This window comes from Pedobacter sp., from assembly GCF_041662865.1.
In the GTDB taxonomy this organism is placed as follows: Bacteria; Bacteroidota; Bacteroidia; order Sphingobacteriales; family Sphingobacteriaceae; genus Pedobacter.
Window position 1 is genome coordinate 21,538 of sequence record NZ_JBAZRL010000010.1, and the last position, 17,253, is coordinate 38,790.

The 17,253-nt window shown below is 34.1% G+C and carries 21 protein-coding genes; 5 read left to right on the forward strand and 16 right to left on the reverse strand.

The features are described from left to right. Positions 1-29: 29 nt before the first annotated feature. The gene (locus WC622_RS05490; protein ID WP_372818072.1) at positions 30-1,034 is read right to left on the reverse strand and encodes a cytochrome d ubiquinol oxidase subunit II; all 1,005 of its coding nucleotides are present in this window, start codon (positions 1,032-1,034) and stop codon (positions 30-32) included. Between the two features lie 2 nt (positions 1,035-1,036). Continuing rightward, a complete protein-coding gene (locus WC622_RS05495; RefSeq protein WP_372818073.1) occupies positions 1,037-2,368 on the reverse strand; it encodes a cytochrome ubiquinol oxidase subunit I in 1,332 nt (443 codons plus the stop codon). Positions 2,369-2,536: 168 nt separating this feature from the next. On the opposite strand from WC622_RS05495, the gene WC622_RS05500 reads away from it, so the two are divergent. Then, a complete protein-coding gene (locus tag WC622_RS05500) occupies positions 2,537-3,748 on the forward strand; it encodes a S41 family peptidase (RefSeq protein ID WP_372818074.1) in 1,212 nt (403 codons plus the stop codon). A 62-nt stretch (positions 3,749-3,810) separates the two neighbouring features. Here WC622_RS05500 and WC622_RS05505 read toward each other — a convergent pair whose 3' ends face one another. From WC622_RS05505 to glmM, 5 genes are all read right to left on the reverse strand, one after another. Further along, a complete protein-coding gene (locus WC622_RS05505; protein ID WP_372818075.1) occupies positions 3,811-4,710 on the reverse strand; it encodes an MBL fold metallo-hydrolase in 900 nt (299 codons plus the stop codon). A gap of 66 nt (positions 4,711-4,776) precedes the next feature. Then, the gene (locus WC622_RS05510) at positions 4,777-4,980 is read right to left on the reverse strand and encodes a hypothetical protein (protein WP_372818076.1); all 204 of its coding nucleotides are present in this window, start codon (positions 4,978-4,980) and stop codon (positions 4,777-4,779) included. Positions 4,981-5,499: 519 nt separating this feature from the next. Beyond that, a complete protein-coding gene (locus tag WC622_RS05515) occupies positions 5,500-5,700 on the reverse strand; it encodes a hypothetical protein (protein ID WP_372818077.1) in 201 nt (66 codons plus the stop codon). A gap of 488 nt (positions 5,701-6,188) precedes the next feature. Then, entirely contained in the window at positions 6,189-7,337 is a 1,149-nt protein-coding gene (locus WC622_RS05520) for a cysteine desulfurase family protein (protein ID WP_372818078.1), read from the reverse strand. A gap of 26 nt (positions 7,338-7,363) precedes the next feature. After that, positions 7,364-8,752: a phosphoglucosamine mutase gene (gene glmM / locus WC622_RS05525; protein WP_372818079.1), complete on the reverse strand. Its 1,389-nt coding sequence runs from the start codon at positions 8,750-8,752 to the stop codon at positions 7,364-7,366. A 170-nt stretch (positions 8,753-8,922) separates the two neighbouring features. Here glmM and WC622_RS05530 point away from each other — a divergent pair, with 170 nt between their 5' ends. From WC622_RS05530 to WC622_RS05545, 4 genes are read left to right on the forward strand one after another with little or no spacing between them, the layout of a single operon-like run. Beyond that, a complete protein-coding gene (locus WC622_RS05530; protein WP_372818080.1) occupies positions 8,923-9,231 on the forward strand; it encodes a class I SAM-dependent methyltransferase in 309 nt (102 codons plus the stop codon). After that, the gene (locus tag WC622_RS05535) at positions 9,189-9,638 is read left to right on the forward strand and encodes a hypothetical protein (protein ID WP_372818081.1); all 450 of its coding nucleotides are present in this window, start codon (positions 9,189-9,191) and stop codon (positions 9,636-9,638) included. The genes WC622_RS05530 and WC622_RS05535 overlap by 43 nt, the downstream gene beginning before the upstream one ends. After that, the gene (locus tag WC622_RS05540) at positions 9,635-10,198 is read left to right on the forward strand and encodes a phosphatase PAP2 family protein (RefSeq protein WP_372818082.1); all 564 of its coding nucleotides are present in this window, start codon (positions 9,635-9,637) and stop codon (positions 10,196-10,198) included. Before WC622_RS05535 ends, WC622_RS05540 begins: the two co-directional genes overlap by 4 nt. After that, the gene (locus WC622_RS05545; protein ID WP_372818083.1) at positions 10,198-10,917 is read left to right on the forward strand and encodes a ZIP family metal transporter; all 720 of its coding nucleotides are present in this window, start codon (positions 10,198-10,200) and stop codon (positions 10,915-10,917) included. The genes WC622_RS05540 and WC622_RS05545 overlap by 1 nt, the downstream gene beginning before the upstream one ends. 168 nt (positions 10,918-11,085) lie before the next feature. Here the strand turns inward: WC622_RS05545 and WC622_RS05550 are convergent, their stop codons facing one another. The 9 genes from WC622_RS05550 to WC622_RS05590 form a co-directional block, all read right to left on the reverse strand. Next, on the reverse strand, positions 11,086-11,535 hold the full coding sequence (locus WC622_RS05550; protein ID WP_372818084.1) for a MarR family winged helix-turn-helix transcriptional regulator: 450 nt from the start codon (positions 11,533-11,535) through the stop codon (positions 11,086-11,088). Continuing rightward, positions 11,535-11,714, reverse strand: a complete 180-nt coding sequence (locus tag WC622_RS05555; protein WP_372818085.1) for a DUF5522 domain-containing protein — start codon at positions 11,712-11,714, stop codon at positions 11,535-11,537. Before WC622_RS05555 ends, WC622_RS05550 begins: the two co-directional genes overlap by 1 nt. Further along, on the reverse strand, positions 11,714-12,670 hold the full coding sequence (locus WC622_RS05560) for an exonuclease (RefSeq protein ID WP_372818087.1): 957 nt from the start codon (positions 12,668-12,670) through the stop codon (positions 11,714-11,716). The genes WC622_RS05555 and WC622_RS05560 overlap by 1 nt, the downstream gene beginning before the upstream one ends. A 17-nt stretch (positions 12,671-12,687) precedes the next feature. Further along, entirely contained in the window at positions 12,688-13,278 is a 591-nt protein-coding gene (gene coaE / locus WC622_RS05565) for a dephospho-CoA kinase (RefSeq protein ID WP_372818089.1), read from the reverse strand. Then, positions 13,278-14,225: a YbbR-like domain-containing protein gene (locus tag WC622_RS05570; RefSeq protein WP_372818091.1), complete on the reverse strand. Its 948-nt coding sequence runs from the start codon at positions 14,223-14,225 to the stop codon at positions 13,278-13,280. The genes coaE and WC622_RS05570 overlap by 1 nt, the downstream gene beginning before the upstream one ends. Positions 14,226-14,295: 70 nt before the next feature. Further along, entirely contained in the window at positions 14,296-14,622 is a 327-nt protein-coding gene (gene yajC, locus WC622_RS05575; RefSeq protein ID WP_182922062.1) for a preprotein translocase subunit YajC, read from the reverse strand. 62 nt (positions 14,623-14,684) lie between these two features. Continuing rightward, on the reverse strand, positions 14,685-15,131 hold the full coding sequence (locus tag WC622_RS05580) for a DUF1573 domain-containing protein (protein WP_372818094.1): 447 nt from the start codon (positions 15,129-15,131) through the stop codon (positions 14,685-14,687). Positions 15,132-15,157: 26 nt separating this feature from the next. Beyond that, positions 15,158-16,108 (reverse strand): transcription antitermination factor NusB, encoded by a 951-nt coding sequence (gene nusB / locus WC622_RS05585; protein ID WP_372818096.1) that lies wholly within the window; start codon positions 16,106-16,108, stop codon positions 15,158-15,160. A gap of 40 nt (positions 16,109-16,148) precedes the next feature. Beyond that, entirely contained in the window at positions 16,149-17,237 is a 1,089-nt protein-coding gene (locus WC622_RS05590; protein WP_372818098.1) for a Glu/Leu/Phe/Val dehydrogenase, read from the reverse strand. Positions 17,238-17,253 lie beyond the last annotated feature (16 nt).

Here is a 17,253-nt window from a genome sequence, read left to right on the forward strand (position 1 = left end):
TGGCGAAAAAAGAAATTGAATAAATACCTTTACTCCTCTTTCTGTTGAAACTTATAAAATAAATACCCTAAGAACGGTAGAATTAATAAGCTTCCCAGTAGTAATCCCCAGCCTAAACTGTCAACAGTTTTTACAGGCGCAATACTTTCAAAAAGTGAAATTTTATCTCCGTTTTTTAGTCGAATGAAATTCGGAAAATGAGCGTAACTGATGGCCAATAAAATCATGGTTACCTGAAAACCCGCTAAAATGCGTAATACTTTTGTTTTTCCCTTTAGCAATAAATACCATAACAATACAAGCGATAGACTTGCTAAGCTAACAGCAATTAATCCAATGTTATTTTTAAATACCCAATCAATTAAGGGCACATTTTCTGATTTAGCCGCAATAAAAACTAATGCACCAAATAGTACCGCAGCAATATTCATAAACTCTGCTTTTTTGATAAATCGTTTTTTATCTTCATCAGCTTTGCTCTCTCCTATTAAATAAATTGCTGCTAAAAATCCGCATAAGGCAACGGTAAATAAACCAACTGCTATCGAAAACCAATTTAACCAGCTAAATATATAGGCATCTACAAAAGTAGTAGCTTCGGTATCTATGTGACCAGAAAGTACGCTACCGGCTATAATACCAAGAAACAAAGGTGTAATGAAACTAGAATACTTAAAAATTCGATTATATAGCCATTGCATGTCATCTTTAACGGCATCGTAATGTCTAAATACAAAAGCAGTACCTCTGGCAATAATACCAATTAACATAATGACCAATGGGATATGCAAATAAACCGACATGGTGCTGTATATTTTTGGAAAAGCAACAAATAAAATTACAACTGTAATAATGAGCCACATGTGGTTTGCTTCCCAAACTGGTCCGATGGCATGATACATCGTTTTACGTGTTTTACTTCTGTTTTTAGATGACGTAAATAACTCGATAATCCCAGCACCAAAATCGGCTCCGCCTAATAAAAAGTAGAGCAAAATAGCTAGGCACAAAAAAGAGATCACAACATATTCCATAGCTATTTAGTATTTGATGATTTTTGTGATGGACTATATAAAACAGGCACCATTTTAATTTGTCTGTAAAGTAAAAAGATAACAATTACACTTAATGACGCATAAATTGCCGAAAACAAATAAAACGACCAAGCAATACCAGGCATTGGCGTAACGGCATCTTTAGTACGCATTACACCATAAATTATCCAAGGTTGGCGACCAACTTCTGTAACTACCCAACCTGCTTCTAAAGCAATGTAACCTAGGGGAATGGCACAAACAAATAACCATAAGATCCATTTGCGTTCTAGTAACGATTTTTTACGCAACAACGTAATAAAATAAGTGAGTGCTATGAGTACCAATAAACTGCCAATACCTACCATGATTTGAAAAGCATAGTGCGTTACGGCTATTGGTGGATGCTCGTTTTCTGAGATTTTATCAAGTCCTTTTACTTCAGCTTTGAAATCTCCATGCGCTAAAAAACTTAATGCTCCAGGGATTTCTAGCGCATAATTTACTTTTTTATTCTTTTCATCTACAATACCACCAATTAAAAGTGGTGCGGGTTTTTGTGTTTGATATAAGGCTTCCATGGCCGCCAATTTTGCTGGTTGCCTTTTCGCTACATCTTTTGCAGAAATATCTCCACTAATGGGTTGCAAAACGGAACAAATAGTGGCGAAGGTGGCCGCAATTTTAAAAGCTTTATAATGGAAATCTTTGTTTTGCTTTTTTAGAATCATCAAGGCGTGAACACCAGCAACAGCAAAACCTGTGGCTGTAAAAGCGGCTAAACACATGTGCAATGCTTGCGAAAACCAAGCTTTATTGAACATGGCAGCAATTGGATCTATATTTAAGTACTGTCCATTTACAAAATCAAAACCAGCAGGACTATTCATCCATGCATTGGCTGCAACTACCAAAATACCTGATGCCAGTCCACTTACACCAACCACAATTCCTGTAAACCAATGAAACCACTTATTTAACTTATTCCATCCGTACAGGAAAAATCCTAATGCAATGGCTTCAATAAAAAAAGCTGTTCCTTCTAAAGAAAAAGGCATGCCAAAAATTGGCCCTGCATGTTCCATAAACTTTGGCCAAAGCAATCCCAATTCGAATGAAAGCATAGTACCAGATACTGCACCAGTCGCAAAAAAGATGGCTACACCTTTACTCCAAGCTTTAGTAATATGTTGATACACTTCATTATTGGTTTTCAACCATTTGTAGTGGGATACGGCCATGAAAAAAGGCATTACCATACCAATACAGGCGTAAATAATATGGAAGCCCAATGATAGGGCCATTTGCGAACGGGCAGCTAAAAAATCATCCATAGAAAAGGGATTTAATAGTGCAAATATACCCGATAGGATTTTGGATTTAATTAGTTATCAATAAAATAGCTATTAAATTTTTAATATGGAACGTTTATAAATTATATTTATATTTTCGATAAAGCAACATTCAACAAATTAACCCGTCTAGTAAGGTAAAATTCAAAAATGAATAAAATAATTGGCGCTTTTCTCATCCTTTTCACTACAAGTAGCTGCTTCGCACAAGAACTAAGCAAAGCAGATTTTCTAGAAGATCTAGTTTATCTTAAAACAACATTACCTCAGCGACATATCAATTTATTTTCTAAAATCAGCGAAAAAGATTTCAATGCAAAAGTTGCTGAAATTGAACTTAAGGCAGATTCACTTAACTACGACACATTTACCGCTGAACTTTTTAAACTCATTGTAGCAATTGGTGATGAACATACTAGCATTTCGCCAAATTACGCTAAGATCCTTCCCATCAAATTTGAACAATTTGCAGAAGGTATTTATGTCACTGGCATTGATGCAAAAGCTGTAAACCTAATGTTAGGAAAATTAACAGCTATTAATGGGATTTCAATGGAGGAAATATCAAAAAGGTTTAGAACTGTAATTCTACATGAAAACCCGTCTTATTTTTCAGTTAGTCTTTTAAATTATTTGAATAATCCAAACTTTTTAAGGGGCTTAAAAATTATAAATTCAACAGATGAGGCAACTTATACTTTGACAGACACAACTGGCAAGGAAAAAAATATTACACTTAAAACTGTTTTAAAAAGTGAAAATAACAATATGACCTTCAACGAATCTTATTTTTCAATGCTGGCCACAAAAAGCAATGACTTCTATTGGTATGACTATAATGAACAGAAAAAAGTTCTCTACTTTAACTATGCTAAATGCAGAGAGATGGAGAAAAAGCCTATATCTAAATTCAATGAAGAATTATTTGCTCTTATTGAGAGTAAAAAACCAACTAAAATTATATTAGATCTTCGTAACAATAGTGGAGGTAATTCGGCAATACTAGATCCCTTTATCCAAAAAATAAAAAAAAGCTACCTAAATAATAAGAAGCATTTTTTTGTTTTGATAGGAAAAAAAACATTTTCTTCGGCGTTGATGAATGCAGTTGAACTTAAAAGAAATTTATCGGTAACACTTGTTGGGGAACCAACCAGCGGAAATATTAATCATTACGGAGAAGTAAGAGGATTTACTTTACCTAAAACAAAGTTAACTATTGGTTATTCTACCAAATATTGGGAAACTTGGAGAGGAAAAAAGGGCGCATTAACTCCTGATATTAATATTAACTATTCGGTAATTAACTTTAAAAACGCAGAAGACGAGGCGTTGAATTTTATCGCCAAAACCTATAAATAGCCACAATTCGCTGATTATAATTAAATAAATCTTTAAATCTGTGGCTAAATATATTGGAAAAACTATCCAGTAGTTAATTCAGTATATGCTGCAGTCAAACTACGAGCTATTCCGTCTCCTTGCCATTCTGGTGCACCAGGTATAGCAGTTGCTTTTAGAATTTCTTCTTTTGTTTTTCCTGCTTTAATTTCAGCACTCACAAAAGTTAATAAGGACTGCAAGTAATTTTGGAAAGCTTTGATATCAGCTTTGCTCCCGGTAACTTTTTCTGGATCTAAGCTATGTCCCCAAATAAATAAGGTATCATTATCAAATTGCTTTTGAATTTTATCTAGTGCAGTAATCCAGTTTCCAATGTGCGCACCATTATCTTTATCTATATAAGGATATCGGCGATTGAAAACTAAGTCTCCAACATGGGCAATATTTGCATTTTCGAAGTGATAAACCACGTCGCCATTCGTGTGACCTGAGCCATAATAATAGGCGCTTATTTTTTCTTTGCCTACTGGAGCTTTCCATCCTTTACCAAAAGTTATATCCGGGAAAAGTTGCTTTTCTTGGTTTTTAGCCTTCTCCGCTGCTAATTTCTGATTAATTAACGAGTTTTGGTGTGCTACAACATGTTCTGTTATTCCTTTAAAGGAAATATTTCCAGCTGTATGATCACCATGATGATGCGTATTCAGTAAGTATTTGAATGGTTTTTCACCAAGCTTTTTTAATTCTTCTATTACATGCGGTGCAGAACTTGGAAATTGTGCATCGACTACTACAAAACCACTAGAACCGTTTAACCAGCCAATTGTGCCACCTTGCTCAATAAAAATACCTACATCATTGCGTAATGCCTTAAACTGATACGCTCTTGCTAGGTTTGTATTGGCAAAAACATCTGACTTATAAAAAGCAAGCATTGCTGCTGCCAATGCTGAATTCTGAATAAATTGTCTTCTTTGCATTAGAGAAAAATTAAAAAACCACAGAAAAATTTCCGTGGTTTAAATTTAATAAATAATGATTAATTATTATACACCTGTACCTGGTGTTGTTCCTGGTTCATGACCATCACCAAATGCATTTTGCGTACGGCCATGTTTTTTTTCAAATTTACTAGTAATGTTTGAAGATGAGTTTTTCTCGATATTTTCTTCATTTCTAACTTCTTCTTTTTCAGTATCTGGGGTAATCAAATCATTTTTGACTTCCCTGTTCTTTTTAGTTGTTTCCATGATTTTTGTTTTTAAGGGGATGTAATTATATAACAACAATTGCTAATTATTGTTTGATTTGATCAGTAAAATCAGATGGTTATAAACAAAAAATCCCATCAGAATAACACTGATAGGATTAATAAAGTACTACTTTACTTAAGTTAAGAATCTGGCTTTGCCTATCTCCTTTTAACAAAAAAATAATACAATAGAAGGTGAAAAATAAAGCTACCAAAACAAAGCTTAAGTAGATATGTATTCCCATTTTTAAAAAATTCATAAAAGCCCCAGGCCATGCCAATATTTATAGCAACAAGGGCTGCATAAATTTTATATTTTAAGTAAGTGATCTAATTATATCTTAAAATTAGGTAATTAACTTAAGCATCAGCTAATTGTAAAGTAACTTGACACAATATGTAAACAATACAATCCCATCAGAATAACTTTGATCCGATAAATAAAGTAACAACAAAAGAAATTCCTATCCTTATTTAATGAGGATGTAATTTAATTAGGCTTAACTAGAATTGACTTTTAAAATCCTGTTCCAGGCATAATCCCAGGTTCGTGACCGTCACCAAATGAATGAAAACGCCTACCATGTCGTTTACTAAAATTTAAAGTAGATTCAATGGAAGAAGAGTTTCGTTCAAAATTTTCCACGTGTCTTTTTTCTTGTTTGCTTTCAGCTTTTAGATTTCCTTTTTTGCTGTTTTTGTGCGCATTCGGTTCCATAAGATTCATCAGGTTATGGATAAGATGCCTTGCATAACTTATCCCAGTAAAACAAATTTAACGATGTCCAATGTTGTGCTTTCTCTTTAAGGAGAAAACCCATTATCAAAACAGTTTAAATTGATGGGATGAAACTTGACCTTAAAGCTATTGGGTAATTTAAGGTCTTTGAAAAGGAATTTCGTTTTATAAAATTAACTCCGCCCTGGAGCATTAACATTAAACTTAAACCGCTTTATTAATTCTATACTAAATATACTGATTTTTAATAAGATAGCTATGTTTTAAATTATTTTTTTGATTGTGTTACGTCCTCTCGACTGGAGCGTAGCGAAATGGAGAGATCTTTCCCTAAGATTGGGATGAAAAGCGACACCGTTGTTGCGATAGTACGTTGGCATTGTTTTTCAATAAAAAAGCCTTAGCGTAACCACCAAGGCTTTATTTCTTATTATTGATTCTTCGACAAGCTCAGAATGACAAAACTATTAAGCTAGTGCGTTTTGTTTCACCACCCTTTTAACTTTTTCTAATACGTAATCTAGGTCTTCCTTAGTAGTGTATTTACTAAATGAAAAACGCACTGAAGGACGATTAGGATCTGCTTTTATACCATTTAATACATGTGATCCAATGTTAGAGCCTGATGAGCAAGCGCTACCACCAGATGCACAAATGCCATTAATATCTAAATTGAATAATAACATATCGGCCATGTCCATTTCTGGAAAAGATACATTTAATACCGTATAAAGGCTTTTATCAGCATCAGTTTCACCATTAAAAGCAATACCTGGAATTTCTGCTATTAATTGCTCTTTTAAATAATCTTTTAAGGATTGGATATAAGCTTGGTGCTCATCCATTTCTTTATATGCAATTTCTAGCGCTTTAGCTAGGCCTACAATGCCGTATACATTTTCGGTACCACCACGCATATTGCGTTCTTGTGCGCCACCGTAAATCATTGGTGGAATTTTAATATTGCTATTTACATATAAAAAGCCAACTCCTTTTGGACCATGCAATTTATGGGCTGCGCAAACAATAAAATGAGCTTTCAGTTTACGTACATCATGTGGATAATGCCCCATGGTTTGAACGGTATCTGCGTGATAAATTGCATTGTATTTTTCACAGATATCACCTACTTTCTCCATATCTGTTAGCGTACCTAATTCATTGTTGGCATGCATTAACGACACAAAAGATCGTGAATTGTTCTGAAGTAATTCTTCTAAATGGTTATAATCAATTTGCCCTTTTTCGTTAATATTTACAAAGCTCAACTTATCAATAACGCCATCTTTAAGCAACATATTTAGCGTATGTTCTACTGCATGATGCTCTATTTTAGAGGTAATCGCATGTTTAATGCCATAAGCAGAAATACCACAACGAATAGCTGTGTTATCTGCTTCTGTACCACCTGAGGTAAAAAATATTTCTGATGGTGAAGCATTTAGTAAGCCAGCCACCGTTTTTCTCGCCTTTTCTACCAGCGTTCTTACTTCACGACCAAGTGCATGGATGGCAGATGGATTTCCGTAGAAATTTTCCATTACATTAGTCATTTCAGCAATAACTTCTTTGTCTAATGGTGTGGTTGCGGCATTATCTAAATAAACTCTTTTCATTTTAATATGATTATACTAATGTGGTATTAGTTGAGTTGCAATATTTCTTTAATATCTGATATAATTTTATTGGCCAAACCTTCTGCCACAGTTTCATTTTCAGCTTCGCTATAAATACGGATAATTGGCTCTGTATTAGAACGACGTAAATGTACCCATTCGTTTGCAAAATCAATTTTTAAACCGTCTATTGTACTTGTCTTTTCGTTTTTATATTTCTCTTGTACTTTAATCAATAGCGCATCAATATCCATTTCTGGCGTAAGCGTAATTTTATTCTTAGAAATATGATATTGTGGATAGCTACGTCTTAAGATTGAAATAGATGTTCCTGCTTTTGCTAAGTGAGATAAAAATAATGCAATGCCAACTAATGCATCGCGACCGTAATGTAATTCTGGATAAATAATACCACCATTTCCCTCACCACCAATTACAGCATTGCTAGCTTTCATCTGGTTCACTACGTTTACTTCTCCTACTGCTGATGCAGTATAAACACCGCCTGCCTTTTCGGTTACATCTCTTAAAGCACGAGTTGATGATAAATTGGAAACAGTATTACCAGCTGTGTTTTTAAGGATATAATCTGCAACAGCAACAAGTGTATATTCTTCACCAAACATGGTTCCATCTTCATTTACAAAACAAAGACGATCTACATCAGGATCTACTACGATACCTAAATCAGCTCTTTTTTCTTGTACAACTTTAGCAATTTCTGTTAAGTTTTCTGGCAAGGGCTCTGGATTGTGAGGAAACTCTCCATTTGGTTCGCAATACAATTCATAAACGGTTTGTACACCTAAAGCTTTAAGCAAAGCCGGAATAAAAATACCACCGCTTGAATTCACACAGTCGATTGCAATTTTAAAATTTGCTTTTTTAATTGCCTCAACATCTACCAGAGGTAGTGCCAAAATTATATCAATATGTTTTTGTAGGTATGTATCGTTTGCAATAACTCTACCCAGCTCGTTTACATCTGCAAAGGCAAAATCAGCATTTTCTGCTATTTCTAAAACTTCCTTTCCATCAGCATCGCTAATAAACTCCCCATTTTCATTTAATAACTTTAAAGCATTCCATTGTTTTGGATTATGACTAGCCGTTAGGATAATTCCGCCACCAGCCTTTTCTAAAGGAACTGCAATCTCTACAGTTGGCGTGGTCGATAAACCTAAGTCTATTACCTCAATACCTAAACCCTGAAGCGTACCAATTACTAAATTATTAACCATTTCTCCCGAAATACGGGCATCACGACCAAGTACAATTTTCTTATTTTGAGTTTTGTTAATTACCCATGAACCATAGGCTGCAGTAAATTTAACAATGTCGATTGGGGTTAAACCATCACCAGCTTTTCCGCCAATGGTCCCTCTAATTCCGGATATAGATTTTATTAAAGTCAAGTTTTGTAGATTTTTTCAAAAATAATAAAAATTTAAGGAATGACTTCTATTTTAACACACATGAAGGTAATTTTTAAAGGACAAGACGTATGCTTAAAAAATTTAAATCCTAGCTCTTGAAGTACAAAATACTATATTTGCCCATCACAAAATGTTAACTCATCAGCGTAATGCAGCGAAAATGGTTTCAATATTGGTTTAATTCTCCCTACTATCATATTCTTTACAGTCAACGGAATGATGAAGAAGCAGAATTTTTAATTGATAATCTATCTGCTTATCTTAAACCAAAAAGTAACAGTAGGATTCTAGATATCGCTTGCGGAAGAGGTCGTCATTCTATTTATTTGAACAAAAAAGGATATGATGTTACCGGAATAGATCTCTCTGAACAGAGTATTAAATATGCCCAACAATTTGAGCAGAAAAACATGATATGCGCAAATTGGCCTATATCAATTATTTTGATTTTGCGTTAAACCTGTTTACTAGCTTTGGTTATTTTGACACTGAAAAGGATCATGTAAATGCTCTAAAAGCATTTAGAAAAGGATTAAAAACAGACGGTACCTTAGTTATTGATTATTTTAATACACAGAAAATAATTAAGAATTTAACCAATCAAGAAACTAAAACAGTTGATGGTATTGAGTTTCATCTGCATAAATTTGTTGCTGAGGGAAAAATAATTAAGCATATTAATTTTGAACACAGATTAAAGGCATATGCTTTTGAGGAGCGTGTACAAGCATTTTTATTAGCAGATTTTGAGCGTATGTTTAGCAAAAGCGGCTTAACTATTACTGCTATTTTCGGAAATTACGCACTTGATCCATTCGATGAAACAAAATCTGACCGTTTAATTCTTGTTTGTAAAAAAGCATGATAGCAGAGTTGCAACAATTTGATACAGAGTTGTTTTTAAAAATTCATCGCGGCTTAAGCAATGAGTTTTTCGACTGGTTAATGCCATTAATGAGAAACCGTTTCTTTTGGGCGCCATTGTATCTTTTTATCATTGTATTTTGTATCAAACAGTATAAAAAACAAGGTTATTATATTATTTGTATGCTTTTGGTAACTTTTGCCATGGGCGATTTAATTGCATCGCGGATTATAAAACCCAATGTTGCACGAATAAGACCTTGTAATGAGGTGAGTTTATCAAACGAAATTATTCATCGAGTACCTTGTGGAAGTGGTTATAGTTTTCCATCCTCTCATGCTACTAACCATTTTGGAATTGCTGTATTTTTAATCTGTCTTTTTTATAAGCGATGGAAACCAATCTTACCTTTAGGGTTAGCTTGGGCATTTATTATCAGTTTTGCGCAAATATATGTTGGTGTACACTACCCTATTGATACGTTGGCAGGTGCGCTATTAGGAACTTGCATTGGTTTATTTACCTGTTATCTTTACAAAAAATTACAACCCACGGCTTAATGGAAATCTGGAAATTTCTCGTATTATTCTTTTGTGCTTTTTTAGGGGGCTTAGCCATCTTTTTAGTAAAGAATGACAAATCTCAACTGCTAAAACTCATTCTTTCCTTTAGTGGTGCGTATTTATTTGCCATCACAGTTTTACACTTAATACCAGATGCGTATAGCGGAGCTGATAAAAGCGAGATTGGCATTTTCATATTAATTGGATTTCTGTTACAAATATTTTTAGAGCAATTTTCTGAAGGTGTAGAACACGGACACATTCATAAACACCATGATGGGCATGTTTTCCCATGGGGAATAATGATCAGTTTGTGTTTGCATGCTTTTTTAGAAGGGATGCCTTTAGCAAAAGACCAGAATAATGAACTGATTTTCGGTATCGCTTTGCATCATATTCCTGCTGCATTTGCATTAGCAAGCATTTTAGTCCAAAACCATTTTAAGCCAAAAGGAGTTGTTTTTTACATTTTGCTTTTTGCGGTAATGGCACCTGCCGGATATTACTTTAGCATTAGTTTAAGTAATGGCAGCATTAGCGGAATGGAACCTTATTTTAACAAAATGATGGGAATTGTAATCGGAATATTTTTACATATTTCTACTACAATCCTCTTCGAATCAAGTGCCGATCATAAAATTAATAAGCGTAAAATGCTGGCCGTTTTATTAGGTATTGGAATTGCGCTTATTGGTTTTTATACCGCAGGACATTAGGTTTATGACCGCATAGTAGTAACATATCTTAACTTACCGTCTTTCCCGTGAAAACGGGAATCGTAATGCACGCAAAAGACCCTATTCATTACGATTCCCATCCAATAACTATCGGACCAAGTTGGGAACAACGAGCAAATTTAAATCGAACTCTAACGTTACTACAGCTTATCCCCTCATTTTATCCAACAATACATTTAACTCCTCAGCTTCTTCAGGCGTAAGATTAGGCGTTATCAAAGCGGAGAAATCTATTTTCTTGTTTATTTCCTTTAATAAAGATAAACCATCATCTGAGATGATAATATCTACAGCTCTTTTATCATAGGTATTAATGGTTTTCTTCACATACCCTTTTTGAATTAATCGATCTACAATTCTAGAAGTGTCGCTCATTTTATCTACTATTTTAGCCTGAATTAAGCCTATTGTAGATGGGCTAGGATATTGATTTCTGATGATTTTCAACACATTATATTGCTGTTGAGTGATATCAAAAGGCAGTAATGTGTCTTTTACTTGCTGGCTACTCCAATGAAAAGTGTGTGTGATGTTAACTAAGGTTTTTTGGAATACGTTTTCAGATTTTGAGGTTTTTGTTTCTTTTTGTACTAGCATTATTTGTTTTTCGGTTGGTTAGATGATGGATTTGAGGTTTTCTGACCATTATCTTTCCCATAATTCCACGGACAATGCTTGCATTTATTCTTACAGCAATAACCCCTTTTTAAGTGATAAGCTGCTGTAAAAACCATTAGACCATCTTCGTTGAGATAATAATCAGTACCTTCTTCCATTAATTAAGCAATTTAACGACCAAATTAGGAGCAAAATAAGATTGTAACTGTGTACCACTGCCATGCGTTGTCCAAACCTGCTTAGGTGCTACATTTTTAATAGTTTCTAAAATCGCTTTCCAATCTACGTGATCCGAAATATACAATTGTACTTCGTTTTTACTTTGTAAATGTTTCCACCCTGTGGCAAAAATCCTAACTACATTTATGGCTTTTATGTAGCTATGAAAAACCATTGGTGGCACAATGTAAATCATACCGGACTGGTTATTTTTCATCACTTTCCTATCGTAAACTTCGTATTTACCAAGTTGCATTCCCATTTGCTCATAAATTTTTACGAAAGGCATAATACTGTGGTGCACCAATATTCTCTTTTCTGGGCAATGCTGATTGATCATAGCTATTAAACGTTGACTTTTGCCAAGTGCATAGGCACCCAACATAATATTTGTTTTTACGTCGTTTAGCTTTTCAATTTCAGTTATTGCATCAGGATGTTCCGTTTCTGGATTTGCGAAGGTAGTTTCGGTAATTAGCACATCTGCATGTACAAACTCAATCGGCTCACAGGTCGTGTCTTCTTCCAATTTATAATCTCCAGTATATAAATAATCCACCCCTTTATAACTCATCAACACTAAGGAAGAACCTAATATATGCCCAGCGGGATAAAAACTTATTTCAACTCCGTTTACTACAAATTTCTCTTTGTAAGTTTTGATATGGAAATCTGCCGCAGCGAATTTTTTGTACCGATGTTGCATAAAAACTGAAGTCGCTTCGGTGCAATACACATTTTGATTTCCGCCGATTGCATGATCGCCATGTGCATGAGAAATTACAGCATGTACAACCGGTTCTTTAGGATCTAAATAGAAATCACCGTAGCTACAAAACAAGCCAGTTTTAGTTTGAACGATAAAATCGTCTATAATTTGAGTGGAATTTGACATAATTTTAAGTTAGCAGTTTATAGGCTCAAAAACTGCTGATGTAAGTCTAAAACTTGTAGAATAACTGAGCTATTTTCAGTGTTATCAATAAAATAATCAGCCATTTTAGCTTTTTGTTCGTCGGTAAATTGCTTATCCATCCGAGCCCGCACTTGTGCTTCCGTAACTCCATCGCGTTGCATCACTCTTGCTAATTTCAAGCTTAAAGGTGCAGTAACCAATATGTTTTTATCGCACATTTTATACGAACCACTTTCAAATAACAAAGCAGCTTCTTTAAGTGTGTAGGGCACGGATTGCGGCATCTCTTTTTCCCAAGTATCAAACGCCCTAAATACTGCTGGGTGAACTAACGAGTTTAATTTTTCGAGCTCAGCTTTATTATTGAATACAATATTTGCTAGGTGTTGATTGTTTAAAATCCCATTAGGTGAATAACTTGCTGCACCAAACGCTTCTTTTACACCTTCTACTAAAATTAAATCTGTAATCATGAGTTGTTTAGCAACTGCATCTGCATAAAAAACAGGGATACCTAGCGTCTCAAATACTTTGCAAATAGTAGTTTTACCGCTACCAATTCCTCCTGTTATACCTACTTTTAGCATTATTTTTCGATAATAAAATTGATTTTATTAGGTGTTACGCTTAATAATTTACAATAATTTGGAAAACGTGTAATCTTAACAGAAAACTTATGATGACCTAGTTGTTTCCACTCGTTTACATCGACTGTGGCTTCTATAAAATCTTCATCAACTTCTTGATAACTTGATAAAGCTACCATAAATGTAACGGCTACTTTTTTTGGATACAATTTTATATCGTAAAAATCTTTGTTATTGATAACGTTGAGAGGTACTTCTACTGTTTTCTCCGTAAACTCATCAACTGGGACTTTTACATTAACGCTACTTGGGTAAATGCTAATATTATTTGAGCTATTTTGTTTAATTGCAATCCGAGTATTAGTTGGTTTTTGTAAGTTTTCCAATTTTAAAGTATCCGTGTACCACATTGAAATTTTAGCTAATTCTTCTTGCGGACCAGAAATATTTACATAAGCTGGTGTCAATTGAATTTCACTTGAAATGCCATATTGTTTAACAAAACTTAAATTAGATACCAATTTTATTGGCACACGCTTATTTGTTCGTTTAGAAAAATCGAAATACAAGGTGTCAGGTTTAATAGAAATGATTTTTTGCGCACTTCCTAACTGCTTATTAATTTGTGGCAACTGCTCTGAAAACAGCACGAAACTTCTGTTATTTAGCTTTTCTAAACTTACTGTAATGGACTGCGGTTTAATGCGCAACCGAGAGAAAAGCAGTTGCCATCCTGTTCCTTCTACTTGTAAATCAACTACATCTGGCTGTAAAGGTTTAAATGCTTTTTTTTGAGGCTCATCTTTGTATATCAACTCTGTTTTAGCTGTATACATGTATTTATTATTAAGCGCCATAAACAACCAAGCAGCTATTGCACAAAGTAAGCAGGTAATGAGTAATACAAAACGCTTGCGCTCTATTTTAGTTAATTTAATAAATGGCATGGTGTAAATTTACAAAAAAAAGCCGCTCTCTCGAAATTACGAAAGAGCGGCTTTAACATGTAGAGATTAATTATGCTTTTGGAGTTGCTGCTGTTGTAGCTGCCTTAGTTGCATCTAAAGAAACTGCAGATTTATCGAAACGAATTTTTGTTCCACCTTCTACTTCAATTAAAAAAGTAGTATCATTAGCGCCTACTATTTTACCGTGAATTCCAGCGGTAGTTACAATTTTATCGCCTATACCTAAACCTTCAACTAATTTTTTATGGTCTTTAGCTTTTTTTACCTGTGGTCTAATCATAAAGAAATAGAAAACAATCATAATTAATACCATTGGTATGATTGTACTATATAGGCTACTTCCGCCTGCTGCTTGTAAAATTACTGGTGATGTCATTTATTTTGTTTTTAGATTAAATATTGTTGTTGTTTAATTAAATTGTATTGCTAAAACTGAAATTATTTTACCTCTTTTACCTCGCCCACCAAGTGTAATTTAGCTGCTTCTGGATTTGCATTAGAAGTTATAGTCACTACTTTATCTTGCATTCCCATTTTACCAGTACTATCAAATATCACTTTAATAACACCACCTTCACCTGGTTTAACCGGAGCATCTGGATATTCTGGAACTGTACAACCACACGTAGCAGTTGCATTAGTAATAATTAATGGCGTTTTACCTGTGTTTGTAAATTTGAATTCGTAATGTACTTTTTCACCTTGTTTAATTACACCAAAGTCATATATTTCTTTTTCAAATTTAACTTTAGGTGCATCTTCTGCTAAAACTGCAGGTGCTGTACCAGTTACTGCAGCAGCTTTTTCTTCTACTTTTTTACCTGTGCTTTGTTTACAAGCTGTAAAGGCAATTACAACTAATGCGATAGCGAATATTCTTCTCATTCGGTTTTAATTTCTTATTAAAGGTATTAATCTTCTATCAGACCTCTACCTAATTTTTTAATACTATTTGTTCTTTTTAAATCGTTTAAAATTTTATCTAAGATACCGTTTATAAACGAATTACTTTTCGGCGTACTGTAATCTTTTGATAACTCTAAGTACTCATTAATGGTTACTTTAACCGGAATAGATGGAAAATTCATCAGCTCGCAAATGGCCATTTTCATTAAAATAGTATCCATTAATGCAATTCTTTCTGATTCCCAATTCTTAGTTCGCTCTGCAATTAATTCCTGATAAGCGATATCATTTTTCAAGGTATAAGCAAAAAGATCTTTCACAAATCTGCTATCCTCTACCCAGTCGGCACTAATTGGTGTTAACTTATTTTTAAAAGGATCTTCAGAAGTAAAATTCTTTAATGTTTTAGCAATCATGCCTTGCATTACTTCTCTATCTACCGACCAGTTGATGAATTTATCTTCAAATGCTTGAACGATATTTAAATTCTTCAATAAGATTTTACGGAAAATAAATTTGATGATTTCTTTAGAACTTTCTAATGTTTCCTCTCCTTCTTCAAGATAAGCACCATATTCTTTAGTATCCTTTAATTTGATAAAAATAGATTTTACCAATTCTGGATCTGCATGCCAGTTTACCTGGTATTTATTAATTGCCGCAGTATATTCTGGATTTTGCTTTAAGATTACTGCAAATTTATTGTGCAATAACTTCTGATTTGGACTTAAATCTTCTGCAGTTGGCAAATGTTTATTTGCTCTTTCAATCGCATCGTTTGCGGTATATTCTGTTACATCCACCAATAAGGCAAGCATACGGATATACATTTCGTAAACACTATCAATACTTTGCATTAAAGTTTTTTGACTGCTTACTACATCTTTTTTTTCTGTCATGTGCCAAGCAAAAATATTTTGCAAAGCTTTAATTCTTAGGTGCCTTCTGTTTAACATGAATGTAAGAACGAGTGGTAATTTATACCGTTTATATTAATTAATATGATGATTTTATTTTTTTAATGTCGCTTATTCTTTTTTCCGCAATGCGAGCCGCAGCTAAATTAGTAGGTATTTTTTCAGACTTTGATAATTTAAATACTTCCCGAGTTGCATCGTATATGTGCTCTGTTAATTGCATGGTACGTTTTTTGCCAAATCCTGTTAACTCAGAGTAACAATTAATTAACCCTCCAGCATTAATTAAATAATCTGGTGCATATAAAATTCCTTTATCCAATAATAACTGACCATGAACATCTTCATCTGCCAGTTGGTTATTTGCCGAACCAGCAATGATAGAGAACTTCATATTTTTTATAGTTTTATCATTTACTGTAGCTCCCAATGCGCATGGCGAATAAATATCTGCACCAATGGTAAATATTTTATCTGCATCAATTGGCTTTGCTTTGTATTTACGAGCAACTTCATGCAAACGCTCTTCGTTAATATCACTAATGTAAACCTCTACATTTTCTTGTCTCAATAAATCAACCAAGTGCTCTCCAACATTACCAATGCCTTGTACAACCACAGATTTTCCAGCAAGCATATCGGTACCAAAAACTTCTTTAACAGATGCTTTAATTCCTAGAAAAACTCCTTTAGCAGTATATAATGCAGGATTACCAGCACCCCCTAGCGATTCAGGAACACCCGTAACATGGTTTGTTTCCATGCGGATATATTCCATATCTCTAGTCGTAGTACCCATATCTTCGGCAGTAATAAATTCACCGTTAAGATTTTTGATAAAACGACCATAACTTCTCATTAAAGCCTCAGTTTTATTCTTTCTTGAATCTCCGATGATCACTGCTTTTCCACCTCCTAAATTTAATCCAGTAATGGCAGATTTATAGGTCATTGCTTTTGATAAACGCAACACATCTTCTAAAGCTTCTGCTTCAGAACTGTAATTAAACATACGTGTTCCGCCTAAAGCAGGGCCTAAAGTTGTATCATGAATAGCAATAATGGCTTTTAATCCGGTATCGGGATCATTGCAAAAAACCACTTTTTTGTGGCCTGATGCACCTAATTGGTCTAAAACGGAAGTGACGATAGAACTAGTACCAGACATACAAATTTGTTGAATT